This window comes from Alloscardovia theropitheci (genome assembly GCF_004332295.1).
In the GTDB taxonomy this organism is placed as follows: Bacteria; Actinomycetota; Actinomycetes; order Actinomycetales; family Bifidobacteriaceae; genus Alloscardovia; species Alloscardovia theropitheci.
This window is the reverse complement of sequence record NZ_RXLP01000004.1, coordinates 25,057-51,017: the sequence shown is the minus strand read 5'-3', so window position 1 is coordinate 51,017 and position 25,961 is coordinate 25,057. Positions and strand designations below refer to the sequence as shown.

Below are 25,961 nucleotides of genomic sequence, written 5' to 3'. Positions count from 1 at the left end.
CGGGTTGCTAATCGCACTATGTTGAGCGTGAAGCAACTTTACCTAATGGAAGGAAAGTTGGTCTACATGTCCGATTTCACATGGACTGAACTTGACGAGCGTGCAGTAAAGCTCGCTAAGGTTCTTTCAGCAGATGCAGTTGAGAAGGCAGGCTCTGGTCACCCAGGTTCACCTGTGTCCTTGGCTCCAATTGCTTACACTCTTTATCAGCATTTCATCAAGCATGATCCAAAGGATCCTAACTGGGAAGGTCGCGATCGTTTCATCCTTTCTGGCGGTCACGCTTCTTTGACCCAGTATGTACAGTTGTACTTCTCTGGTTATGATTTGACTCTTGATGACTTGAAGAAGTTCCGTACTATGGGTACTCGCACTCCTGGTCACCCTGAGTATGGCTTGACTCCTGGTATTGAGATGACTACAGGACCTCTTGGTCAGGGTCTTGCTTCTGCAGTTGGTTTTGCTATGGGTCAGCGCTATCAGCGTAATCTTCTTGATGCAGAAGCTCCAGCAGGTACTTCTCCATTCGACCATAAGGTATGGGTTATCTGCGGTGAAGGTGATGTCGAGGAAGGCATCTCTGCTGAAGCAGCATCTATTGCTGGTGGTCAGAAGCTCGGTAACTTGACAGTTATTTTCGATGCTAACCACATTCAGATTGAAGGCGACACTAACTTGACCTTCTCTGAAGATATTTTGAAGCGTTTTGAGGCTCAGGGTTGGTACACCGACGAAGTTTCCTTCGTACAGCCTGATGGTTCTTACAAGGAAGATACTGAAGCTCTTGCTGCTGCTTTGCACAAGGCTGAACAGGTAACTGATCGTCCTCACTTTATCAAGGTTGACACTTTGATTGCTTGGCCTACTCCAGGCAAGACCAACGATGAATCTTCTCACGGTTCTAAGCTTGGTTCTGAAGCAGTTGCAGGGCTTAAGAAGGTACTTGGCTTCGATCCTGAAGTTGCATTCCCAGCTGATGACGAAGCTCTCGCTCACGCTCGTAAGGTAGCTGATCGTGGTGCACAGGCACACGAAGAGTGGAACGAAAAGTTCAATGCTTGGCGTGCTGCAAACCCTGATAAGGCTGCGCTTTACGATCGTCTCGCTGCTGGCGATCTTCCAGCAGATTTTAATAAGGCAATTGATGAGCTCGAAGCAGGTATTACTGCTGGTGCTTCAGTTGCAACACGTAAGGCATCTGGTGCAGCAATTAACGCAATTGCAGCTGTAATGCCAGAACTTTGGGGCGGCTCCGCTGATTTGGGTGGATCAAACAACACCACTATTAAGGGAGCTCCTTCCTTCTTGCCTGCTGAGTTTGCTACCAAGACTTGGCCAAACGTATCCGAAGGCGGTCGCGTCCTTCACTTCGGTGTACGCGAACTTGCTATGGGTGCTATCACTAACGGTATTATCCTTGGTTCTCATACTCGCCCATTCAATGGAACATTCTTTATGTTCTCCGACTATGAGCGCCCAACCGTTCGTCTTGCAGCTTTGATGAATATTCCTAACCTCTATGTATGGACTCATGATTCTGTTGCTGTAGGTGAAGATGGTCCTACTCACCAGCCTGTAGAAAATCTTGCTTCTATGCGTGCTATTCCTAACTTGGAAGTTGTACGACCTGCAGATGAGTTCGAAACTGCTGAAGCATACCGCTACAACTTTGAGCGTGAATCCACTGCACCTGTAGCAATGATTTTGACTCGTCAAAACGTTCCTACCCTTGCTGAAACAATTGAAAAGGCAAAGGATGGCGTAAAGCGTGGTGCTTACGTTCTCGTAGATACCGACGGTACACCAGATGTAATCCTTATGGGATCTGGTTCGGAAGTTCAGCATGCTGTTGAAGCTGCTAAGACTTTGGCATCTGAAGGTATTAAGGCACGCGTTGTTTCTGTTCCATCTATGGAATGGTTCGAGCAGCAGACTGATGAGTACAAGGAATCTGTACTCCCAGCAGCTGTTAAGGCTCGCGTATCTGTAGAAGCTGGTCTTGCCCTTTCTTGGTACAAGTACCTTGGTTCTTATGGTAAGGCTGTTTCTATTGAGTCCTTCGGCCTTCAGGGCGGCGGCGCTGAGAACATGGTTGCTCTTGGAATCACTCCTGAGCACGTAGTTGAAGAAGCTAAGGCTTCTATCGCTGCAGCTCGCGCTTAACTCAAGTTTTAGGGCGGTAAGTTTGTACTGCCGCCCTTTTAATTAACTCCACAATAAAGGGGAAAATAATGACACAGAATGTGCACACTCAGAAGACCAGCGACTCTGGCGTTTCTATTTGGCTCGACGATTTGAGCCGTACTCGTATCGAGTCTGGCTCTTTGCAGGACCTCATCGCTCACAAGAACGTTGTAGGTGTTACTACTAACCCATCTATCTTCCAGAAGGCTTTGAGCCAGGTAGGTCCTTACGATGCACAGCTTAAGGAGCTCGGCAAGGTAGATGTAGAGACCGCTATCCGCGAGCTCACTACCACCGATGTACGTAATGCAACAGATATCTTCCGCGAGATTGCAGAAGCTACTGATTACGTTAACGGTCGCGTTTCTATTGAAGTTGACCCTCGTCTTGCACACGATACTGAGAACACTGAAAAGCAGGCAATAGAATTGTGGGAAAAGGTAAACCGTCCAAACGCAATGATTAAGATTCCTGCAACTCTTGAAGGTTTGCCAGCAATTACTGCTACTCTCGCTAAGGGTATCTCTGTAAACGTAACCTTGATCTTCTCTATTGAGCGTTACGAGCAGGTAATTGATGCTTATATCGAAGGTATTAAGCAGGCACATGCAAATGGTCATGATTTGACTAAGATTGCTTCTGTTGCATCCTTCTTCGTATCTCGCGTTGATTCTGCAGTAGACAAGCTCCTCGAAGAGAACGGCTCTGAAGAAGCTAAGGCTCTCGAAGGTAAGGCTGCTGTTGCAAACGCACGCATCGCATATGAACTCTTCGAAAACAAGTTCGCAAATGATCCAGCATGGGCAGAGCTCGAAGCAGCAGGCGCAAAGCGTCAGCGTCCACTCTGGGCTTCCACAGGTACAAAGAACCCAGCATACTCCCCATCTAAGTATGTTGACGAACTCGTAGCTGAAGACGTAGTAAACACTATGCCTGAAAAGACCCTTGACGCTCTCGCAGAACAGGGTAACGGCGCTCCTTCTATTAAGGGCACCTACGAAGAATCCCACGCAGTAATGAACAAGCTTGCTGAGCTTGGCATCGACATCAAGCAGGTAACTGACAAGCTTGAGGCTGACGGTGTTGCTGCATTCATCAAGTCTTGGGATTCCGTAATCGCTGATGTTCAGGCTGGTATCGACCGCGTGAATGCATAGCGTGTATCACGTTTTATTTGTGGTCAGGTCTGCGTAGTCTCGACTCAGATAAGGCAAAATACAACAGGATAAAGTAAAGGTTGGCTTTTCTTCCCCGTGAAGATAGCCAACCTTTACTTTATCCTTAAAATGGGCAAAATCTCAAGGTTTTCGTATCGAAATAAAAGACCTAATTAAAGACCTAATAATATATCGAGTAACGCTCTTATCGTGGTTCCGGCCGGGTAAAGAAAATTTAAATACCCGTTTATAAAAGTGATAACTATCATACGTGAAAAATTCCTAAGTCAACTTGAGGAATGCTTATACTCTTATCTAGGCAATTGCTTTAATCGTGACTTTTACTTTTCCATAATTAGACTAATATCACGAATTATTATATTTCTTTTCTTATATGAGAACTGCGGCTTAGCATCAGGCGCTAAGCCGCAGTTCTCATATAAAGTTTTTATTGGTGCCCTTATGCACCTAAGCCATACTTGACCATGAAGTCAAGACCGATGATAATTGCAATCCACAACAATGCAACTACCACCGTGATGCGGTTCAAATTTCGCTCTGCAACACCAGATGTACCAGCATTTGCAGAAATTCCGCCACCAAACATGTCGGATAAACCGCCACCCTTACCCTTATGCATAAGAATAAGAGCTGTAAGCATGATGCTCAAAAGTACTACGAAGACTTCGAGCGTTACCTTGAGAACGAACAACCAGTTCATTACACCTCCCATAAAAGCTATTTAAAGAATACCTTAAGCTAGCGAAAAGTTAAAGTTTTCTAGACACGAATTTGTCATCTATTCTTAGCGGCTTTACTTGCTAATCGAATAATGGTAGCGAATTCTTCAGGTTCGAGGCTAGCTCCTCCGACGAGGAATCCATCCATATTTCGTGCTTCATTCATCAGTAATGTAGCATTTGAGGCGGTAACAGATCCGCCATAGAGAATTCTGACCTTATTAGCTGTTTCCTTTGAATAAACACGTGTCAAGTGCGTTCGGATAGCTTGCGCAGCATCTTCGGCTGACTGAGGTGTTGCAACAAGCCCGGTGCCAATTGCCCATACTGGCTCATAAGCGATAATCATTTTTTGAGCATCTTCTTCAGAGATGTCTCGGGTAATATCATCGACTTGCCCTACAGCATAGTCGAGCTCTATCCCCTCTCTACGTTCTTCATATCCTTCGCCTACACACAAGATAGGAGTCATGCCTGCCGTTAATACTGCACGAACCTGATCCACTAGATTAGCATCGTCGTCTGCATAATAACGACGTCGCTCTGAATGACCAACTAAAACGTACTTACATCCCAACGATGAGAGCATATCTGCAGACACATCGCCTGTAAACGCCCCCTGAGCGGTCACAGAAACTGTTTGCGCACCGTAATTGATATTGAGCCTATCAGCCTCTACAAGGACTTGTACACTTCGAATTGAGGTAAATGGTGGAAGGATTGCGATTTCGCACTCTTTATAATCAAAATGTGCATCACGAAGTAACCATGCTAATTTCTGTAAAAAGTAAGTAGCTTCTCGGTGGTTTAAATTCATCTTCCAATTACCCACCACTAATGGCATTCGCTGCGACATTGTTCACCACTCATTTCTTTATTCCTAAAACCAAGATTAACAGTACATATATACCGTTATACAATGATTCTCTTGCCGAGGAGTCATGAAAGAAGGCAGTTATCCCGCTGCACAAGATTTGCGCGAACAAAGAAACTGCCTTCTATTATTAATATCTTAATCGAGTAATCCTTAGTAAAGACTACGCCGTGAACCTAGTCGAGAACGCTCAAGCCAGGAAGTGTCTTGCCTTCGAGGAATTCGAGAGAAGCACCGCCACCTGTGGAGATGTGAGAGAACTTGCTCTCATCAAATCCGAGGTTACGTACTGCGGATGCAGAATCTCCACCACCGACGATTGAGAATGCACCATTTTCTGCTGTAGCGTCAATTAAGCCCTGTGCTACTGCACGAGTACCACCTGCGAAGTTCTCAAACTCAAATACGCCCATAGGGCCATTCCATACGACCGTCTTGGAATCGACAATCTTATCGTGGAAGAGCTTCTGAGATTCTGGACCGATATCAAGACCAATCTTATCAGCTGGAATTGCATCTGCAGGCACAACCTCATATGGGCTATCCGCAGCAAATGTATCTGCTGCAAGAATATCAACAGGCAAAACGATTTCTACGCCCTTTTCTTCTGCAGTGGCGAGATATCCCTTTACTGTCTCAATCTGATCCTCTTCAAGCAAGGACTTACCTACTTCATAACCCTTAGCCTTGAGGAAGGTAAAGACCATACCGCCACCGATAACGAGGCGATCTGCCTTGTTGAGCAAATTAGCGATAACTCCGAGCTTGTCTGAAACCTTAGAACCACCGAGAACTACTGTCAATGGACGCTCAGGATCATTTGTCTTAGAGAGTGCAGTTACTTCCTTCTCTACGAGCAAACCAGCTACGGCTGGAAGGTCAGTTGCTACATCATAGTTTGAACCCTGTGCGCGGTGAACTACACCGAAACCATCAGACACGAATGCTTCACCAAGAGCAGCAATCTTCTTCGCATAAGCAGCACGTTCTTCAGCATCCTTAGATGTCTCTTCTGGATTGAAGCGAACGTTTTCAAGAAGAACTACGTCGCCGTCCTTCATAGCAGCAACCTTGGCTTGTGCATCTTCGCCATAAGTATCAGATGCCAAAACTACTGGTGCATCGATAAGCTCACTCAAACGAGCAGCTACTGGTGCGAGGCTGAGTTCTGGTACAACCTGCCCCTTTGGTCGACCAAGATGAGCCATAAGAATCACCTTGGCACCTGCTTCACGCAATGCATTAATTGTAGGTAAAGCTGCACGGATACGACCATCGTCGGTGATTGTAGTTCCATCCAGTGGGACATTAAAATCAGCACGGACGAGCACACGCTTGCCGCTTACATTTCCCAAATCTTTAAGAGTCTTCATTAGCTTCCTTTCTTTTTCCACCACTTATGAAGTTTAGTTCTTTTCTGCAGCTGCCGCGCGCTGTTTCTCAACTTTTGTTGCTAATTGCAGCAAACGTCGAATTCTGCCAGCGATTGCATCCTTTGTAATTGGAGGATCGGCAAGACGACCAAGCTCTTCAAGGCTTGCATCACCATGATCAAGTCGAAGCTGACCTGCCGCGCGAAGATTTTCTGGAATGTCATCTCCCAAAATTTCAAATGCCTTACGTACCTTTTGGCTCGCTTCTACTGCTGCTTTAGCGCTACGACGCATATTCGCATCATCAAAATTAGCAAGACGATTTGCTTTTCCACGCGTTTCGCCTTCTACACGCTTACCGCTCCATTCACGAGCAGTCGTCGTAGCACCCATGAGTATAAGCATACGTTCGATAACATCAGGGTCGGTTAGTCGAACTCGGACAGAACTATTGACGCGGTGTGGCTTAGCTGTAATACCAAGACGGCGTGCTGCAAGAATTAAATCGTTTACAGCTTCTACACTAGGGCACACAATCTCCATAAGACTTGATTTTCCTGGATTGCTTAGGCGACCTTTAGCTAAGAAGGCTCCGCGCCAAGCAGCTTTAACCTGTGCGATATTTCCCTGTACATGTGCAGGTGCGATACCTGGTACTTCGCGTGAACGCTGATCAAGAAGCCCCGTCTGCAAAGCTAAACGTTTACCATCACGAGTGACAGCAACCAAGAAATATTCTACCGATTCACCTGAAGGCAATGATGACGATGCTTGACGCAATTCAGCGTCATACCCCCACAGCTCGTGAATCGTTGATTGGAGCCATTGCGCCGCTGATTTACTAGTGAACTGTCCAAAAACAATCGGAATGTTCTTGACTACCTGAATCCCTCCACCAAAGCGAAGCATAGTAGAAACCTGAGCTTGCTTAGCAAGTGAAGAGTCATCAGTAATAGATACGAGTTCGTTTTTGACCTCGTCGAGCAGTGACACGGCGCCTCCTTTTGAAGCTGTGAAAGCAGAATATCCGAGTTTTTAGTCTAACGATAGCCGTGGATAGAGTGAAAGAATAATTCCATCAGCTAAAATTTTACATAATAATCCACGTAAAATAATCCACGTAAATGTCTTAATTGTGAGTCATTCGTTCTAATTCGCGAGCTGATACCGTAACAGTCAGATTATGAGATTTCAGCCTTCGCGCAAGTTCATGGCTCATCGCAACTGATCGATGCTGTCCTCCGGTACAACCAACTGCAATTGTTACAAAGTGTTTATCTTCGCGAGCATATCCTTCAATAGCAATTGTTAACGCTTTTTCATATGCATCAAGAAACTCGCGCGCTCCGCTACTATTAAGCACATATTCACTCACCGCTTTATCTAGACCAGTGAGATTTCTGAGCTCGGCAACCCAATACGGATTTGGTAAAAAGCGCACATCAAGCACAAAATCAGCATCCGATGGTACGCCGTGTTTGAACCCAAAACTAAAAATGTGGACGTTTACGGTAGTCGGACCAGTTCCTACAAGTGATTCATATAATTGCGTTGATAATTGATGAATACTCGTTCGCGAAGTGTCAATAATGACATCGGCACGATCCTTCAAAATTTTAAGAAGTTCACGCTCTTCCGTAATACCATCAATTAAACGGCGACCATTTTGTAAAGGATGCGGACGACGAACTGATTCATAGCGTTTGACAAGAACATCATCGCTAGCATCAAGAAAAATGATTCGCGTTTTCACACCCAAATCATCAAGATGTGCTAAAACTTGCGATAGATCGTCAAAATATGATCGTGAACGTACATCAATCACAGCAGCGAGTTTATGAACTTTTGACCCTGAGGATGTCATCATATCAACAAGCGGAATGAGTAGTTTTGGAGGCAAATTATCAACAACATACCATCCGATATCTTCGATACTGTCCGCAGCACGCGAACGACCTGCTCCAGACATTCCCGTAATCAGAAGAACTTCAAAATCCTCGGTACGGTTACCTTCATTACCACTTGTATGAGCAATGGCATCGATTTTTTCCATAGTTATAGCTTATCTCTAGAGCTTCTCAAAAAGAGCTTTTTTCATCGCTGTAAACGCGATATTCATCACATCTTGAACAGTTGTATGAGTCATATATGCGACTTGAGCCACTGCCTGTCTCAATAGCATATGTTCTCCGCCACGTACGTGTCCCCCGTCAGCCGAAATAACTGTCATAAGTGCTGTAGGCCGCGGATCATAGATAACGTCAAGCAGATACGTTTTATTAAAAATACGCCTATACGGCAGCCAAATTAATTCTTTCGCGATATCATCAGTAGCGTGAGCGGTGACTGCGGAGATAATTACATTTGCTGCAACGCACTCTTGAGATGCATATTCCCACGGTCGAATGCTTACACTTATTTCTTGAGGATACATGGAGATGATGGTATTGACCTTCTCTTGCGCTCGATTAATATCACGCGCGCACAGAGTAATGTGAGTCGCGTTCATTTCGATACATGCCTCAAGCGCAGACATTGCAGTAGAACCTGATCCAAGAATTAATACACGTTTATGAGTAAGATCAACGAGTCTGAATTCATCAGCAAATGTCATTGATATGCCATCAACATCGGTGTTATACAACGTTATATGTGGCATGTTCTTATGAGAACCATTCTTCATATTCCAATCAAATACAGCTGTATTTGCTACACCTAAATGTTGAACATGAAGGTCACCCATATCTCCAAAGCTCAGAGCCTCCTGTTTGAGTGGCATAGTCATACTCACGCCCGCCCAGGAATTATCAAGACTTTCAAAAAAACCGTGCAGTTCATTTTCGGTGACAGAAATCTTATCATAAGACCAATTTCTTAAGCCTAGTGCTTCGTAAGCTGCGTTATGGAGCACAGGTGAAAGTGAATGCCCAATAGGGTAACCTAATACTGCTGCATGATGATTAGTCATATTTCTAGCTTATCTTTACTGTAGTCTTCTGTTTGCATTCTATTCAATATGCTTACCAAGTAAGGATACCATTTCTTAGAGGTATTCACACTACTGTCTCATTATCCTGAATCACTTTTTGATGTGTGAAACTCTAGGCAGCATGGTGAGGGGCGTAGCCAATAAGTACAGTTTATTAGTTACTATCCGATTTTGTATCCTTTTGAGGTTGGTTGTGCAAGCTTTCAAAGAGTATCTTTGCCTTGGATTCGCCAATTCCTGATACTTCTAAGAAATCTTCGTAGCTTGCTTCACGCATAGCACGCACAGACCCGAAATGGTTCAAGAGTTTCTTTTGGAAATTCGGGCCAATTCCTGGAATCTCATCAAGTGCAGAACGTAGTGCTCCTTTACGTCTGACTTTACGATGATACGTAATTGCAAAGCGGTGTGACTCGTCACGTACTCGTTGTAGTAAATACATACCTTCAGACTGACGCTTGAGAATTATAGGATAATCATCATCAGGAACCCACACTTCTTCAAGCTTCTTCGCTAATCCGCATACAGCAACATCTGTTACACCACTATCTTCAAGTGCTCTTTGTGCTGCTTTAACTTGTGGCTGTCCACCATCTACAACTATCAGATTTGGCTTATACGCGAACCGACGCCGATTGGTATCTTGTTGTACGATTTCTTGCGCATTCTGAGACAAGACTGTATCGCCTACATTTTTCAGGCGTTCCTCATCCTCGATACTGTCACCTGTATCTCCAGAAACATTGCCATGCTTAAAGCGCCGAGTAAGAGTCTCGTAAATCGCAGAAGTATCATCAATTGCACCTTTGCCGTCATCGCCGCGAATAGCAAAATGACGATAAAAATTCTTCTTTGCGATTCCATCTTCAAATACAACCATGGACGCGACTTGGTATGATCCGCCGGTAGCATTTGAAATATCGTAACACTCGATACGAAGAGGAGCTTTATCAAGCATCAAAGCATCTGCAATATCATTCAAGGCTTGAGATCGTGCGGCTAAATCAGTAACACGACTAAGCTTAGAGCGCTGAAGGCTTTGCTTCGCATTCGCAAGCGCTCGCTCGAGCAGAGTTCGCTTCTCTCCCCTCTCTGCAACTCGAATCGTGACTATAGATCCGCGAATATCGGAAAGCCATCGTTCGAGTTCATTTTGGCGGGCGGGAGCAAAAGGTACGATAATTTCACGAGGAATAGGCGATATAGGAGAAAGAAGATCATTTCTGCCTGTAGTATCCTCACGTTCATGTCGAGAGCGCGTTGCCTGAGCTCTGCTCACAGAATCTCGTGCTGTGACTTGCTGAGTCGGCGCTAATGCATTTCGACTTTGTGAGACGGAGATGGAAGAAGAGCCAGAAGTTATGGTGCTTTCATCGGTAAAGCCTACCGTTGCACGAGCAGTTTCTCTGCTGGTATCAGCAGTTTTGCTCTGTTCCTCATAAATGCCGTCATCGATTTCTTTGTTTTGGCGCGGAGAACTGCTTTCTGACGTATCTTCTGTAATGTTCACAGCTTGTGTATTTGTTAAATCTGACGAAACTACTGTATCGTCTTCGGTTGCATTTTCTTCAATAGCTGCGGAATATACCTGTGTAATGAGGTCAGCAAGTAATTCAGCGTCAGAAATATCTTCTACTCGTTCAACTGACCATCCTCTTTCACCACGTATAGTTCCAGCGCGTACAAAGAAAGTATGGACGCTCGCTTCAAGTTCATCAGTTTCAATTCCGATAATATCTGCGTCAACATCCGTTGAGAAAACGACAGCATTTTGTTCAAGTACGGAATCTAGAGCTTGTATACGGTCGCGCAATTTAGCCGCTTGCTCAAATTCAAGATCAGAACTAGCCTGTTTCATTTGCTCTTCGAGCTGTTTACGAAATGATGAGCCAAGCCGTCCTGTAAGAATTGCAACCAGTTGTTCACTCATCTTTCGGTGTTCTTCAACAGAAATACGCCCCACGCATGGAGCTGCGCATTTACCGATATGGCCGAGCAAGCATGGTCTATTCGTCTCCTGTGCCTTCTTTAAAACTGATGGGCTGCAGGTACGTACAGGATATGCACGTAACATGGAATCCAATGTTTGACGCATATTCCATACTTTGGCGTACGGTCCGAAATAGCGAGCTTTACGATTATTTTTGTTGCGAGTTACCCATACGCGTGGGATTTCTTCTTTGACCGAAATAGCAACATATGGGTAAGTCTTATCATCTCGGAAAACTACATTGAATCGTGGATCAAATTCTTTAATCCATGTGTATTCTAGAGTCAATGATTCTAGTTCGGTACCAACTACAGTCCATTCAAGACTTCGTGCAGTCAGGACCATATTTTGAGTTCGCGGATGTAAGCGCTCTAATGGTTGAAAATAATTAGTAAGTCTATTACGTAGGTTCTTAGCCTTACCAACGTAAATAACACGCCCTTCCCCATCTCGCCATTTGTAAACTCCAGGATTGGTTGGAATATCTGATGTTTTAGGGCGGAAGAGATCTCTACTATCTCCTAGTAAAGGAGCGCCGTTTACATTAACCGCTTTAGTACTTGATTCCTCTGTACGAATGAAGCTAGTAGTCTGATTATCACTCTTATTATTCGAGATATATCCATTACTAAGCGGCATACTATCTAAAGAATCGTCCGTTTCTGTTAAATGCGGATTTTTTATAGGTGTATGCGTTGAAGGTGATTGCTGTGAAAATGAACGCTGTGCAGTCAAATGCTGCGAAGTCGAATCTAAGCTATTAATCTCATTTTCTGCAGAAGAATGATAGTCTTCTACCATTTTTCGAGCAGTCTTTCGCCATTGATTCGGCGAATGTTTTTCAATCATCGAACTCACCAGCACTCACCCCTTACAAATCATCAATTACCAATTACCTATAACGTGTTGTTTCGTTCTGCACGTAAAGTACTTCGCGTAAATCCGAGCACGTGTTTAAGTTGATTCGAGCACGTGAAGACAGATAGGTTTACGCGAAGTCGTACATCATGCGCGTGTCTTTTACCGTGTCAGCATCGGTCGCAAGAATTTTCCAGTCCAACTGTCGGAGTCTGCTGCCACTGACTCTGGTGTACCTTCTACGACGACTGTACCGCCACCGTCTCCTCCTTCAGGACCCATATCGATAATCCAATCAGCGCACTTCACTACGTCAAGATTATGCTCGATGACAATTACCGTATTACCCTTGTCTACTAATCCTTGAAGTACAGTCATGAGTTTGTTCACATCTTCAAAGTGAAGACCTGTTGTTGGCTCATCCAAGATGTAAACGGTTTTACCATCTGAGCGCTTCTGTAACTCTGTAGCAAGCTTGACACGCTGACTTTCACCACCGGATAGTGTAGGTGCTGGCTGTCCCAAACGAATATATCCAAGACCCACATCTACTAGAGTTTGCAAATAGCGAGAAATTGACGGATAGGATTTGAAAAAACGTGCTGCTTCTTCAATAGGCATGTTCAAGATATCCGCCACTGATTTGCCGTTATACTTCACTTCAAGAGTTTCGCGGTTGTATCGTTTTCCATGACACACTTCACAATCAACATAAACGTCAGGTAAGAAGTTCATCTCAATCTTAATTGTTCCATCACCATGGCAGGCTTCACACCTTCCACCCTTGACATTAAAGGAGAATCGGCCAGGACCGTATCCGCGAACCTGTGCTTCTGGAGTTTTTGCCAAAAGAGTACGAATCTTATCCCACACACCTGTATATGTTGCAGGATTGGATCGTGGTGTACGGCCGATAGGATTCTGATCGACATGAATCACCTTTTTAACCTGATCCACTCCCTCGACACGGGTATGCTTACCCGGAACGATTCGAGCGCCGTTGAGCTTATCTGCTAGCACTGGGTAGAGGATGGAGTTGACGAGAGTCGATTTTCCTGAGCCCGAGACGCCTGTGACCGCTGTGAGCACACCGAGCGGGAACTTGACGTTGATATTCTTGAGGTTATTCTCCCGAGCGCCAATGACTTCAAGGTTCTTCGTCTTGTACACGCGCCTACGTTTAGTTGGGACAGCGATCTTACGTTTCCCGCTGATATAAGCACCTGTAATGGAACGCTGAGCTTGAGTAATTCGGTCCGCATGACCAGAGAATATAATTTCTCCACCGTGTTCGCCTGCTCCTGGACCAATGTCTACAAGCCAGTCAGCTGTCTTGATTGTATCTTCATCATGTTCGACAACAATCAAGGTGTTGCCTAAATCACGTAGATTATGAAGTGTACCAATGAGTCTTTCATTATCGCGCTGGTGTAAACCGATAGACGGTTCGTCTAGAACGTACATTACACCAACAAGACCTGAACCAATTTGAGTTGCTAATCGAATGCGCTGTGCTTCCCCACCGGAAAGTGTTGCTGCTGCTCGAGATAGCGTAAGATAAGACAAGCCCACATCGTTAAGGAAGCCTAAGCGCGCACGAATTTCTTTGAGAATTTCTGTAGCAATTTGCGCTGCTGATCCTTCAAGTTTAAGATTTTTTACCCATGCAAGCGAGCGCACGATTGGCATATCACACACATCGATGATGGATTCATCACCGACGGTCACAGCTAGAACTTCTGGCTTAAGTCGTCGTCCTTGGCATACTTGGCATGGGACTTCGCGCATGTATGCTTCGTAATATTGCTTCATGGCTTCGGAATCAGTCTCATCATGACGTCGCATGAGAGCTCTTACGACTCCCTCGAAGCCAGAGGTATACTCTCGCATGCGACCCCACCGATTTCGATAGCTTACTTTGACTTTGAAATCGTGACCATACATGACCGCATGACGAACATCTTTATCAAGTTTCTCCCACGGAGTATCCATGCTAAAGCCGAGTTCGTCAGAGAGTCCTTCAAGCAAATGCTGATAATACTGTGTTTGAGTTTTGGAACCATTCCACGGCTCTATTGCTCCTTCGCGAAGTGATTTTGAAGGGTCTGGGACTATGAGTTCAGGGTCGATTTCAAGCTTAAAACCGATTCCTGTACACTCTGGGCATGCCCCGTACGGAGCGTTAAATGAGAACGTACGTGGTTCAATTTCATCCAACTCAAGCTCATGCGAATTTGGGCAGCTTCTATTCTCAGAAAATGGCTTACGTCTATCCGGATCCTTCTCATCCAAATCAACAAAATCAGCGATAACTACTCCATGAGCGAGACGTAAAGCAGTTTCTACTGAATCCGTTAATCGCTGGCGCATCCCCTCTTTTACCGCAAGACGATCAATAACTACTTCAATAGTATGTTTGTTTTGCTTCTTCAGGCTGATTTCTGAATTGAGCTGTTGTAATTTACCATCGATAATTGCGCGAGCATAACCATCTGATCTCAATGTCTCAATGAGCTCAACAAACTCGCCTTTGCGTCCCTTAACTACAGGGGCTAGAAGCTGAAAACGCGTGCCCTCTGGACGGCTCATTAAAGAGTCCACTATCTGCTGTGGAGTCTGTTCAGAAATGAGCTCACCGCACACTGGACAATGTGGAATGCCAGTTCGAGCGAAGAGTAAACGTAGATAATCATAAACCTCTGTAATAGTTCCTACTGTAGAACGTGGATTACGATTAGTGGTCTTCTGGTCAATGGATACGGCTGGACTCAGTCCATCAATCATATCGACATCGGGCTTATCCATCTGTCCAAGGAATTGGCGTGCATAAGCAGACAATGATTCCACATATCGACGCTGACCTTCAGCAAAAAGAGTGTCGAAAGCTAGGGACGATTTTCCTGAACCTGATAATCCAGTAAAGACGACCATTTTGTTGCGTGGGATTTCTAAATCAACATTCTTTAGATTATGCTCACGTGCACCTTGAATAACTATTTTATGATCAAGAGGCAAATCATGAAGATCTTCAATAATAGTGTCTTGCATTGCATTCTTCCCTGTGAGCGTCGCACGTTTAGTATCGGTTTCAGTCGTCTTTCCCACGGTATTCCTTCTTTACATGCTCATTTTTATAAAATCTATCGTATCAATCTATTCGAACAAATTTTCGAATAGCGTAGAAATAGTATTTCTCATGAAAGATTTCACAATGATTAACCATTTTCGTGTGTTTCTATTACTATCGAATCAGTTTTAAGTGAGGTTTTATGGCAATTTCAGCACAGGGCTTAGAAATTCGTATTGGAGCAAGACAGCTTCTTGCCCCTACAGATTTTCACGTATCCGCGGGCGATCGTATTGGTTTGGTTGGTCGTAATGGTGCAGGTAAGACAACTCTTACACGTGTTATTACTGGGGATATGCTTCCATCTGCTGGAAAAGTTAGCTATTCGGGCAAGCTAGGCTATCTTCCTCAGGACACTCATGCGGCAGACCCCGAGCAAACAGCTTTAGACCGTATTATGTCCGCACGTGACATTGCTGCCATCGTCAGTCGTATCCGTAAAGCTGAGCGCGATATGACTAATCCAGATCCTGACATCATGGAAAAAGCGATGCGCCGCTATGACAAGGCTATGCAGGATTTTGAAAATGCCGATGGATACTCAGCGCAATCAGATGCAACCGTTATGGCAGAAAGCTTAGGCATTGATCAGGAAGTTCTTCCACGTCAGCTTGGCACACTTTCAGGTGGGCAGCGTCGTCGAATTGAATTAGCACGCATTCTCTTCTCAGATGCAGATACACTCATTCTTGATGAGCCTACTAACCACCTTGATGCTGACTCTATTGAATGGCTTAAGAAATATCTTAAAAGCTATGCAGGTGGATTCCTTGTGATATCCCACTCCACCGAACTTCTCGGTGAAACTGTTAATAAGGTATGGCATTTGGATGCACAACGTACACAAATTGATATGTACTCTCTTGGATGGGCAGCATATCTTAAGCAGAGAGCAGTAGATGAAGAACGTCGTCGTCGCGAGCGCGAAGTAGCTCAAAAGAAGGCTGAGAGATTAATGCAGCAAGGTATTCGTCTTCATGCTAAGGCTACCAAAGCAGTTGCAGCTCAAAACATGATTCGTCGTGCAGAAAAGCTCTTGGAATCTACCGAACCGATGCAGAAGAAAGAAAAAGTTGCGGATTTGCGTTTCCCAACTCCTGCTCCATGTGGTAGAACTCCTATTCAAGCTACGGATATTTCTAAAGCATTCGGTTCTAACATCGTTTTTGCTGGGATTAATCTTGCTGTGGATAAAGGCTCGCGCGTGGTAATTCTCGGATATAACGGCGCTGGTAAAACTACTACCCTGCGTATTCTCGCTGGTCAGGATCAGCCAGATACTGGTGAAGTCATTTTTGGGCATGGTGCGAAAGTCGGATATTTTGCTCAAGAGCATGACACTCTTGACAACGATGCGACGCTTTTGGAAAACATGCAGCACGTAGCTCCTGAACTGGATGATACTCAGATTCGCACAATTTTAGGCAGCTTCTTATTCTCTGGCGACGATGTATATAAGCCTACGCGTGTTCTTTCAGGTGGCGAAAAGACAAGACTCGCGCTCGCAACTCTTGTATCTTCTAAGGCAAATGTGCTTTTGCTTGATGAGCCTACGAATAATCTCGATCCAGCGTCGCGTGACGAAATTCTTAATGCAATTTCTAAATACGAAGGCGCAATCGTACTTGTTACACACGATGAGGGTGCAGTCCAAGCGCTAAATCCTGAACGAGTTTTACTTCTTCCTGATGGTGATGAAGATTTGTGGAATGACTCGTATTTGGATTTGGTAGCGTTGGAGTAACACCATACTGAAATAATCATAGCGATTACTTGTAAGAAATGGTTGGTATCCTTTACTTATGACTCTTTTACAGCTTCAATATATTGTTAAAATCGTCGAATGCGGATCGATGAATGAAGCATCTCACGCATTGTATATTTCACAACCAGCCTTAAGCTCTGCTGTTAAAGATCTCGAAAAAGAGATGGGCATTGAAATTTTTACTCGCTCTTCTCAAGGTATTGCATTGACCGTTGACGGCGTGGAATTCTTACAGTACGCTCGTCAGATTCTCGATCAAACTGAGCTTATGACTCAGCGATATAAGCATACAAAGCCACGCAAGCAGTTGTGCCAGGTATCTACTCAGCATTATATGTTTGCTGTAGAAGCTTTTGTCGAGATGATTAATTCCGCTGATTCAGATGAATATGAATTCTCGATTCGAGAAGATCGTACTCGCGAAATCATTGAATCTGTCGCAAACATGCGTTCAGAGATTGGTATTATCTATACTTCAGATTTCAATCGAAACGTTATCAATAAACTTCTGCGAGAAAAGCACTTGGAATTCCACCCACTTTTCAACGCTAACTTGCATGTCTTTATTTCCCGTGAAAATCCTCTTGCATCCCGTGAACGTCTGACCATGAAGGATTTGGAACCATACCCATTCATCCAATTCGAGCAGGGTGAAGAAGGAAGCTTCTACTTTGCTGAGGAAGCTATGTGGCCACAGTATGCTTCCAAACAAATTAATGTAACTGACCGTGCTACTAATTTGAATTTCATCGTTGGATTAAATGGTTATACAATTTCTTCAGGAATCGACAACGAAGATTTGAACACTGAAAAAATTGTTACCGTCCCACTCGATACCGATGAGAAAATGCTCGTCGGCTGGATTACGAATGAACGTGCTAATCTTTCACATGCTGCACAAACTTACTTAGAGAAGCTGAAAGAAGTCGTTATTAAACACGGATATACGACGATTGAGGCTTAGTATCGTTATGAATGTGATTTGGGGTATCTCTATGAGATACCCCAAATCACATAAAACCTATTAGACCACATAAATGAGGAATTATTTCTCCTTGTACATAATAAGATAAGCTGTTAGGTTCTTGTCGTTCATTTCGAAAGATAGCTCGTCGACGCCGATGACTTCGCGAGTATCGTTATGCCTCTTGCGACGTTCTGTTGTGGATTCAAGATATAATTCAGTCCAATATTCGTGCCCCTTTTCTAATGAACATTCAATCCCCATACCAAGGACCCGAACTGGCGTCTCAGAATCGTCTTGTTTTTGGGTTGTAAAATTCCCAACTATTGAGTATGTTCCTTCATCCAGGGCAACAGTAAGAACCGAGTTAGAATTATCCTGCGCTGATTGATTATCGGCCACTTCCAAAGTATATGGGTACTTTCGAAAGATTAAATCGTTTATTCTCAACCCCTCAGGATTTAAAACCTTCACAATTGCTTTTTCATCACGAGATGCATCAAGTATTTTCTTATTTTTCTTAGTTCGATTTAGCATGATAATAAACCAAGGAACAGATACTGCTAAATCGATAACAATGAAAATAACTACCAGAATCCCTACTATATTGTCTGTCATAATTGTTCGCTTCTCTCGATAGAAAAACTCATGTTTCCTTTGAATATTCGTTTAAACTACTCTAGTTAAGCCTATAAACAAAGTAGTTTTCTCATGATCATTGATGCATAAAGCATGTATAGTCTTCTATTTCCCACGTTTTCATACTATTCATAGAAGCTATTTATCGCTACCACATATATGAGTGTTACTCCCCCCCCATGCTGTACCATACTAGCTATTAGCACAACGAAAGTGTTGAGGACTGTTATGAGCAACCATTACTTTTCATTAAAAGTGAGTTCTTGGCTAAACGTAACGAGGAAAATCTTCGTTAGCGTTCTTGTCTGTATATGTATATACTTGCTATTTCTTCTGGCACGTCTATTTTTCCCCTATGAATTATCCTTTCCCAAACCAGAGATTCATGTATCCATTTCTGAATCATCGCATTTTACTCGTGAACAAATCAATGCCTTACCCGAAATAAGAGATCCTTATCATAGCGGTTTTCAACCTCAAGACTTTGAAGTAGACATATCCTTTAGCGCTAGCATAGCTCAAAGTGACATAGCCTATTACAGAAGAACTGCTCAAATTGAGCATATCGACGAAAACACCTATCAGCTAGCTAAAGCTGCTAACCAATATGGTGACAAGAATATAGCAGCAATTTCTATATTCGAACGTTATTCTCCTTCACCATCAACCGGTATAAGTTCTTCATCGAGAAAGCGATACTACGCATTAGTTTCACAAGGGAAAAACAAGACTTGGAAATACATATACACAGAAAATGGTGCCATATAAACCAAGTGGTGAATATAAATTAATATATTCACCACACAAAAGTTAGATATAATACTGAAGTTATTTATGCACCGTACTTCGCAAAATATTCTTCGATATGCGCGTTCCGTTCCTCATCTATGAGAGCACTACCATCATCGTTTCTTAGTTCACGAGCGGCCTCGATGATATCGTGTATATTCGCGATTGAAAGCACAGGGAAGCCAAATTCTTCTTCCACAGCTTGTACCGCTGACTTATCAGAGTCTTTCGTTTTCTCCATGCGATCGACGGAAAGCACAAGACCGACAATTTCTACGTCCGCAGCAGCCTTTAGCTTAGGAACAACTTCTCGAACAGCAGTCCCAGCTGTCATAACATCATCAACGAGCAAAACTTTCATTCCATCACGTAGTTGAGTGCCAACGAACATGCCACCGTCGCCGTGGTCCTTCACCTCTTTACGGTCAAAGGTATACCCCATCGGTACGCCAGATTCTTCACTTAAGGCCATTGAAGTAGTAACAGCAAGTGGAATCCCCTTATATGCAGGTCCAAAAACTGTATCGAAGTCCCCTAACTTACCGACTTCTTGAGCAGCAACAATAGTATGAGCGTAGAACTTTCCAAGAGCAGATATGCGAGTGCCATCATTAAATGAGCCTGCATTAATGAAGTATGGTGATTGACGACCCGATTTCAATGTGAAGCTACCAAATTTTAATGCTTCACACTCAAGTAGAAACTTTGTAAAATCATGGGTTAAAGACATCGTAGAACTCCTTAGTTGATACAAAATTCTCGTTTATTATTCGTTACGATTAATCCAATTTTTGCCTACGGAAAGGGCTTCACTTAATTCAGGACGCTCATCAAGTAAACTTTCCAGTTCACATGCAATACGCACGGGAGCAGCAGGATCGACAAGAGCCGCAGATCCCACTTCTACAGCATTTGCACCAGCATAAAGAAACTCCAATGCATCTTCCCCGCTAGAGGTTCCGCCCATTGCAATAATTGGGAAATCGTGGAAAGCTTGACGAATCTTATAGACCATACCAACTGCCATAGGATGAATAGCTGGTCCTGATACGCCGCCCGTTACATTGGCAAGAATCGGTTTACCTGTTCGAGTATCGATTCGCATGCCTACGAATGTATTAATTAATGAAACAGCATCTGCTCCAGATTCTACTACTGCTTGAGCAACGGGAACTATATCACTGACATTTGGCGAAAGTTTAAAAATCATCGGCTTATCAGTCAATGGTCGAAGCTGACGGACAAGACTCGCGAGTGCCACTGGGTCTTTCGCAAACGATGTTCCCGCTTTAACATTTGGACAGCTCACATTAATTTCAAGCATATCTACATTTGTCTTCGCGAGCTTTTCTACTACATATGCAAAGTCTTCAGCACTATGTCCGGCAACATTCGATATAACTGTAGTCCCCATAGCTTTAAGACGAGGAAGATCATCTTCTAGATAATGGTCTACTCCAGGATTTTGCAAGCCTACGGAATTAACCGTCCCAGCAGGCGTTTCCGCAGTACGTGGAGCAGGGTTGCCCTCCCATGGCACAGGTGAGACACCTTTAGTACATACTGACCCAAGGGCCGCAGGATTGTAATAAACCGAGCAGGCATCAAGATTATAGGTACCAGCTGCCGTACCAATCGGACTTTTCCATTGAACTCCGGCAACTACCGTTCCATGCGTAAACGTGTATTCTTGCGTTGCATCAAACACTATTTCCACCCCAATTCTTCGCGAGTAAATACCGGCCCCTCAATGCATACCTTCTGATTACCGTGAATTGTTGGCGTAATGCATACTACGCAAGTTCCGTATCCGCAGCCCATACGCTCTTCGAGACTTAATTGCGTATCGATATTATGTTCACATGCCCATGCAGCCACAGCTTTCATCATTGGCTCAGGACCGCATGTCAGGATATGAATATCTTCTGCTCTACTCTTGAGATCTTTTACGTCGTTCTCTTGTATCCAAGTATTTAATAAATCGATAACATTACCCTGCGCGTTATCAATACTTCTTGTATCATCACAATACTGATCTACATAAGAATCGGCAAAATGTTCATTTCGATATCCAAACATTGTGGTTACTTGCGCGTCATCTCGCTGAGAAAGTTTCTGAGCGGCATGCAAAATTGGAGGAATGCCAAGTCCACCAGCAACTAATAAATATCTGCCGGTCTTGCTTACATCGAACGGTTTTCCAAGTGGACCGAGGATATCAATTCTATCGCCCACACTCATATCTCGAAATTCTGCAGTACCACGTCCTACTACAGCGAAAATAAAGCTAACTTTGTCGCCGTGAATTTCGCTAATACCAAACGGGCGAGGTGACATTTGCAAAGGATTTTTGCTGTAGAGATTTACGAATTGCCCTGCTTGACCTTGTTGTGCGGTGTACTCATCGCTAATAGTTAACCGTACGATATCCTGTGTTAAGAGCTCATGTCCTACAATTTCGACTGTTCGTCTTGATGGTCGGTAGTTTTTACCTTCTGGATTCGTCTTTATAAAAGTCGTATTCATCGTTTCGGATTGCATTATTCTCCTTGAATTAAGACAAGGCATTGGTAATATCGTTTTTCATAGCGAGCGCTGCTTCACGCGCATAATGTGCAACAAAATCTAATGCTTGCTCGGTACTGCTAAATTCAGGAATATCCTCAGCTTTTTGCCATGCAGCTATAATTCCACGGGATGAATTTACGAGTGCACCCATACCATTACTGTCAAATAGACCGCGTAAATCGCGAGCTGTTCCTCCTTGCGCACCATATCCCGGAACGAGAAAGAAAGTATGTGGCATGAGTTCACGTAATTTGGCTCCGATAACTGGATGCGTTGCTCCCACAACCGCGCCAACTCGAGAGTATCCATACTGAGAGTCTCGAGTTGTCTCTCCCCATTGTTCGAGTAAGAGAGCTACATGTTCGGAAAGCGTCAAGTTCGTGTTAGCGATAGTGAGATCTTGTAAGTCTGCTGAGCTTGGATTGCTCGTCTTAGCAAGCACAAAAATATCTTTATCACATTCTTGTGCGGCTTCAATGAAAGGCTCAATGCCATCAATTCCAAGATAAGGATTAACGGTAACAGCATCTTCATGCCACACATCTACAGGTTCCATACCTTCAATTTTCGGTGTTCCATTGAGATGCGACGCATACGCTTGAGCGGTGCTCCCTATATCTCCGCGCTTGATATCGCCCAGCACATAAAGCCCACGTGAACGCGCATACTCATTCGTTCGAGTATAAGCATTAATACCAGCTTCGCCCCATGACTCATACATCGCGATCTGCGGCTTCACAGCAGGAACGATATCGTAGACTGCATCAATAATCGCCGTGTTAAAAGAAAAATACGCTTGGGCTACATCCTGCGGGCTCTTCGCATTGCGAAGAAGAATTTTTGGAAGAAGTGATGGCTTAGGATCAAGTCCTACAACACTTGGATTTGAGGTACGGGTAATTGCTTCAATGAGTTGTCGCATGAAAAATTTCCTTAATCACTATAGCTATCAAAGCGCGAATATGTGAGTTCACCATTGCAAATTGTTGCTACAACTCGTCCGCGCACATCCCAGCCATTAAAAGGTGTATTTCGGGCTTGAGATGCAAATTCAGATGAATCAATAGTCCAAGACTCATCAGGAGCTAAGATAACGACATCCGGATGCTCCCCCTCTATATCTGTTTGTGATAATTCAGGAGTCTTCATCATATGAATATCGGCCGAATCAAAATCGATAATTCCATCATGAGAATGTGCAAAATCAGCGATATCGAAACTTTGTGCACCCATTAGACGATTAGGTTCCACCGATAAGAGCTCGATAAGTCGCGCATCATCAATATATCCAGTTTCTACAAGTACATGTCTAAGTACAGGATACGCAGTCTCCAAACCAATGATTCCATTGGGAGCACTCATCATTGCATCAAGAGAGCCAGCTGCTTTTTCTTCCACTGTATGCGGAGCATGATCAGTAGCAATGAGGTCCACTGTCCCATCACACACTGCTTCAAGTGTTGCAAGCCTATCCGCAGCTGAGCGCAAAGGAGGATTCATCTTTGCATACGTGCCATATTCTTCTACAGCGCTATCATCCAAGGCAAGATAGTGAGGTGCCGTTTCACATGTAATGTTAATTCCTTCACTCTTTGCCTGACGCACCGCTTCGAAAGCTGCTGCAGTAGAAACATGCTGCAGATGTAAATGAACACCTGTAGCACGGCATTTTTGGATATCGCGTTCAACAATATTAAGTTCAGTTTCGGCAGGAATTCCTGGAAGGCAAAGTTTTCGGGAGATGGCACCTTCATTCATTACACCAGTTGTATGATGTTCGCAATGATCGATGAAAGGAATGTTTGCTTGAATGCAATTGCGAACAACAGTATCAAGCGTAGAATTTGTCACTGCCGAGCCATCATCAGATACCGCAATTACGGGATGTTTATACCCAGCGGCTCCTCCTCGAAGAGCGTCCTTCCAATCATCATATTCGCTTGGCTTTTCACCATTACGTTCTTTCGATGCCGATGCACACAACGCATAACGAACAGGAAGATTGTGTCGGTTTTCTAATTCTTCAAGGGCGTTTACACCATCATAACTAATACCATCTAATGCCGGAATAGTATTAGGCATAATAAGAACATTTGTATATCCGCCATGAGCTGCAGCTAATGCGCCGCTTTCCATAGTTTCTTTATCAGTCTGACCAGGATCGCGGAAATGAACGTGTGGGTCAGCAAATCCCGGAGCAATCTGCCATGCGCTGGCATCTAAAATAAGTTCATCCTCATTTCCGTCTGGAATACGAACCGTAATATGTTCTTGTGTATCCCAAATACGAATATCATTCAAAACTACTGTCATAGAATCTCTCCCATAATTATGCCAGTGGTATGCCAGCGCACGTATCGGCAGACTTTAATTTATATATTTACATAATTGATACTTTCGAAATTTTCAAAAATATCAATTACAGCTTTGCTCCTTCATCGCAGTAATCACAACGATATTGCATTCCTCGAGCATCTTCATGTCCACGCACAAGATGGAATTGTTGCTTAATGCCACGTTCTGTTGAAGTTACGCAACGAGGATTTGAACACTTAATCACATTAGTAACGTGAAGAGGTAGCGTTGGCTTTTCCTTAGAAACGATGACGCTGTCGCGAACGATATTAACAGTTGCGCTTGGTGCAACTAATGCCAGAATATTAAGATCTACTACGACATCGCCTTCAATCTTAATGATATCTTTTGAACCAAAGCTTTGGCTTTCAGCATTCATAATCAAAGCAAGGCGTGTCTTTCGTGGATCTATTCCAAGGAAGTCGAGAACTTTCAGTGCGCGTCCAGCTGGTACGTGGTCGATAATAATACCGTGAGTAATACTTGTAACTTGCATTAGTTGTTCACCTCTTCTTCCATCTTATCTGCATCATATCCTGGCAATTCATCGCCAATAACAGAGCATTGCAAAGCCATACGCATAAGCATGCCATTTTTAACTTGTTCAAAGTATGCTGCACGTGGATCATCGTCAACATCCACAGCGATTTCGTTTACACGTGGCAATGGATGAAGAACTGCAAGGCTTTCCTTACCAGCAGATAGTTTTTCCATGTCAAGAATATATGTGTCACGTAAGCGCAAGTAATCATCTTCGTTAAAGAAGCGTTCCTGCTGTACGCGAGTCATATACAGTACGTCTAAGTCGCCGATAACCTCGGTCATATCTCGAACTTCAACATATGAGCATGATGGCGTATCGTTAATACGATCAAGAACGTACTGAGGTGTACGCAATTCATCTGGTGAGATGAGTACAAAGTTAATATTTCCAAAACGGCACAATGTTTCAATCAATGAATGAACTGTGCGACCAAAAGTAAGATCGCCGCACAAACCGACAGTGAGATTATCCAATCGTCCGAAGCGATTGAAAATTGTTGAAATATCTGCCAATGTTTGTGTTGGATGCATATGCCCACCGTCACCAGCGTTAATCACAGGAGTGTCTACCGCCTGAGAGGCGACCAATGCAGCACCCTCCTTAGGGTGGCGCATAGCGACAACATCGACATAATTAGAAACCGTTTTAAGCGTATCAGCAATAGTTTCGCCTTTAGCAGCTGAGGACTGGCTTGCACCTGCGAAGCCGATAACCTGACCACCTAATCGAAGCATCGCCGTTTCAAAGCTCAAACGAGTTCGCGTTGATGGCTCATAAAATAAAGTGGCCAATACACGACCATCGCATGTATGTGCCACTTCTTTTCTATGCCCATCAATATAAAGAGCTTTTAATATTAAATCGTTAAGTTGCGGAACAGATAAATCATCGAGAGTTACGATGCTCATCCCTTTAAGGGAAGAACTGAGTTGTGCAGACATTGGCACGCCTTTCCGATATACGAAGGGCACTGCTTTTTTGCTGTGACCTTAACAAGTTTAAAGCAAAAATACGACATATCTATCATTTACCGTGTTTTTTGAGA

Annotated in this window: 21 protein-coding genes; 5 read left to right on the top strand and 16 right to left on the bottom strand. The window is 43.9% G+C overall.

Features of this window, described 5'->3' with window-relative positions:
- The first annotated feature begins 66 nt into the window (after window positions 1-66).
- Window positions 67-2,163 (top strand): transketolase, encoded by a 2,097-nt coding sequence (tkt, locus tag EJ419_RS01300; protein ID WP_165496189.1) that lies wholly within the window; start codon window positions 67-69, stop codon window positions 2,161-2,163.
- A 68-nt stretch (window positions 2,164-2,231) separates the two neighbouring features.
- On the top strand, window positions 2,232-3,341 hold the full coding sequence (gene tal, locus EJ419_RS01295; RefSeq protein WP_131283115.1) for a transaldolase: 1,110 nt from the start codon (window positions 2,232-2,234) through the stop codon (window positions 3,339-3,341).
- A gap of 460 nt (window positions 3,342-3,801) precedes the next feature.
- On the opposite strand, the gene secG is transcribed toward tal, so the two are convergent.
- The 8 genes from secG to uvrA all read right to left on the bottom strand — a co-directional run bounded on the left by secG (window position 3,802) and on the right by uvrA (window position 15,213).
- Window positions 3,802-4,053, bottom strand: coding sequence for a preprotein translocase subunit SecG (gene secG, locus EJ419_RS01290; protein ID WP_131283226.1), 252 nt, complete (start codon window positions 4,051-4,053; stop codon window positions 3,802-3,804).
- A gap of 83 nt (window positions 4,054-4,136) precedes the next feature.
- The gene (tpiA, locus tag EJ419_RS01285; RefSeq protein WP_131283114.1) at window positions 4,137-4,937 is read right to left on the bottom strand and encodes a triose-phosphate isomerase; all 801 of its coding nucleotides are present in this window, start codon (window positions 4,935-4,937) and stop codon (window positions 4,137-4,139) included.
- A gap of 194 nt (window positions 4,938-5,131) precedes the next feature.
- Entirely contained in the window at window positions 5,132-6,328 is a 1,197-nt protein-coding gene (locus EJ419_RS01280; RefSeq protein ID WP_131283113.1) for a phosphoglycerate kinase, read from the bottom strand.
- 33 nt (window positions 6,329-6,361) lie between these two features.
- Window positions 6,362-7,321: a DNA-binding protein WhiA gene (gene whiA / locus EJ419_RS01275; protein ID WP_131283112.1), complete on the bottom strand. Its 960-nt coding sequence runs from the start codon at window positions 7,319-7,321 to the stop codon at window positions 6,362-6,364.
- Between the two features lie 136 nt (window positions 7,322-7,457).
- Window positions 7,458-8,381 (bottom strand): RNase adapter RapZ, encoded by a 924-nt coding sequence (gene rapZ, locus EJ419_RS01270; protein WP_131283111.1) that lies wholly within the window; start codon window positions 8,379-8,381, stop codon window positions 7,458-7,460.
- Between the two features lie 15 nt (window positions 8,382-8,396).
- A complete protein-coding gene (locus tag EJ419_RS01265; RefSeq protein WP_131283110.1) occupies window positions 8,397-9,296 on the bottom strand; it encodes a shikimate dehydrogenase family protein in 900 nt (299 codons plus the stop codon).
- Window positions 9,297-9,471: 175 nt separating this feature from the next.
- On the bottom strand, window positions 9,472-12,156 hold the full coding sequence (gene uvrC / locus EJ419_RS01260; RefSeq protein WP_240680295.1) for an excinuclease ABC subunit UvrC: 2,685 nt from the start codon (window positions 12,154-12,156) through the stop codon (window positions 9,472-9,474).
- 171 nt (window positions 12,157-12,327) lie between these two features.
- The gene (gene uvrA, locus EJ419_RS01255) at window positions 12,328-15,213 is read right to left on the bottom strand and encodes an excinuclease ABC subunit UvrA (protein ID WP_131283224.1); all 2,886 of its coding nucleotides are present in this window, start codon (window positions 15,211-15,213) and stop codon (window positions 12,328-12,330) included.
- A gap of 221 nt (window positions 15,214-15,434) precedes the next feature.
- On the opposite strand from uvrA, the gene EJ419_RS01250 reads away from it, so the two are divergent.
- Window positions 15,435-17,036: an ABC-F family ATP-binding cassette domain-containing protein gene (locus EJ419_RS01250; RefSeq protein WP_131283109.1), complete on the top strand. Its 1,602-nt coding sequence runs from the start codon at window positions 15,435-15,437 to the stop codon at window positions 17,034-17,036.
- 58 nt (window positions 17,037-17,094) lie between these two features.
- Window positions 17,095-18,021, top strand: a complete 927-nt coding sequence (locus EJ419_RS01245; protein ID WP_131283108.1) for a LysR family transcriptional regulator — start codon at window positions 17,095-17,097, stop codon at window positions 18,019-18,021.
- An 81-nt stretch (window positions 18,022-18,102) separates the two neighbouring features.
- Here the strand turns inward: EJ419_RS01245 and EJ419_RS01240 are convergent, their stop codons facing one another.
- A complete protein-coding gene (locus tag EJ419_RS01240; protein ID WP_131283107.1) occupies window positions 18,103-18,639 on the bottom strand; it encodes a hypothetical protein in 537 nt (178 codons plus the stop codon).
- 249 nt (window positions 18,640-18,888) lie between these two features.
- Here EJ419_RS01240 and EJ419_RS01235 point away from each other — a divergent pair, with 249 nt between their 5' ends.
- Window positions 18,889-19,428 (top strand): hypothetical protein, encoded by a 540-nt coding sequence (locus EJ419_RS01235; RefSeq protein WP_131283106.1) that lies wholly within the window; start codon window positions 18,889-18,891, stop codon window positions 19,426-19,428.
- A 64-nt stretch (window positions 19,429-19,492) separates the two neighbouring features.
- Here EJ419_RS01235 and pyrE read toward each other — a convergent pair whose 3' ends face one another.
- The 7 genes from pyrE to pyrB all read right to left on the bottom strand — a co-directional run bounded on the left by pyrE (window position 19,493) and on the right by pyrB (window position 25,857).
- The gene (gene pyrE, locus EJ419_RS01230) at window positions 19,493-20,179 is read right to left on the bottom strand and encodes an orotate phosphoribosyltransferase (protein ID WP_131283105.1); all 687 of its coding nucleotides are present in this window, start codon (window positions 20,177-20,179) and stop codon (window positions 19,493-19,495) included.
- 36 nt (window positions 20,180-20,215) lie between these two features.
- Entirely contained in the window at window positions 20,216-21,157 is a 942-nt protein-coding gene (locus EJ419_RS01225) for a dihydroorotate dehydrogenase (protein ID WP_131283104.1), read from the bottom strand.
- The gene (locus EJ419_RS01220; protein ID WP_240680294.1) at window positions 21,157-21,990 is read right to left on the bottom strand and encodes a dihydroorotate dehydrogenase electron transfer subunit; all 834 of its coding nucleotides are present in this window, start codon (window positions 21,988-21,990) and stop codon (window positions 21,157-21,159) included. Before EJ419_RS01220 ends, EJ419_RS01225 begins: the two co-directional genes overlap by 1 nt.
- 13 nt (window positions 21,991-22,003) lie before the next feature.
- The gene (pyrF, locus tag EJ419_RS01215; RefSeq protein ID WP_131283103.1) at window positions 22,004-22,939 is read right to left on the bottom strand and encodes an orotidine-5'-phosphate decarboxylase; all 936 of its coding nucleotides are present in this window, start codon (window positions 22,937-22,939) and stop codon (window positions 22,004-22,006) included.
- Window positions 22,940-22,950: 11 nt separating this feature from the next.
- Complete coding sequence (locus EJ419_RS01210) at window positions 22,951-24,330, bottom strand: dihydroorotase (RefSeq protein ID WP_131283102.1); 1,380 nt, start codon at window positions 24,328-24,330, stop codon at window positions 22,951-22,953.
- 106 nt (window positions 24,331-24,436) lie between these two features.
- Window positions 24,437-24,868, bottom strand: coding sequence for an aspartate carbamoyltransferase regulatory subunit (locus tag EJ419_RS01205; RefSeq protein ID WP_131283101.1), 432 nt, complete (start codon window positions 24,866-24,868; stop codon window positions 24,437-24,439).
- A complete protein-coding gene (gene pyrB, locus EJ419_RS01200; RefSeq protein ID WP_131283100.1) occupies window positions 24,868-25,857 on the bottom strand; it encodes an aspartate carbamoyltransferase in 990 nt (329 codons plus the stop codon). The genes EJ419_RS01205 and pyrB overlap by 1 nt, the downstream gene beginning before the upstream one ends.
- Window positions 25,858-25,961: the final 104 nt, after the last annotated feature.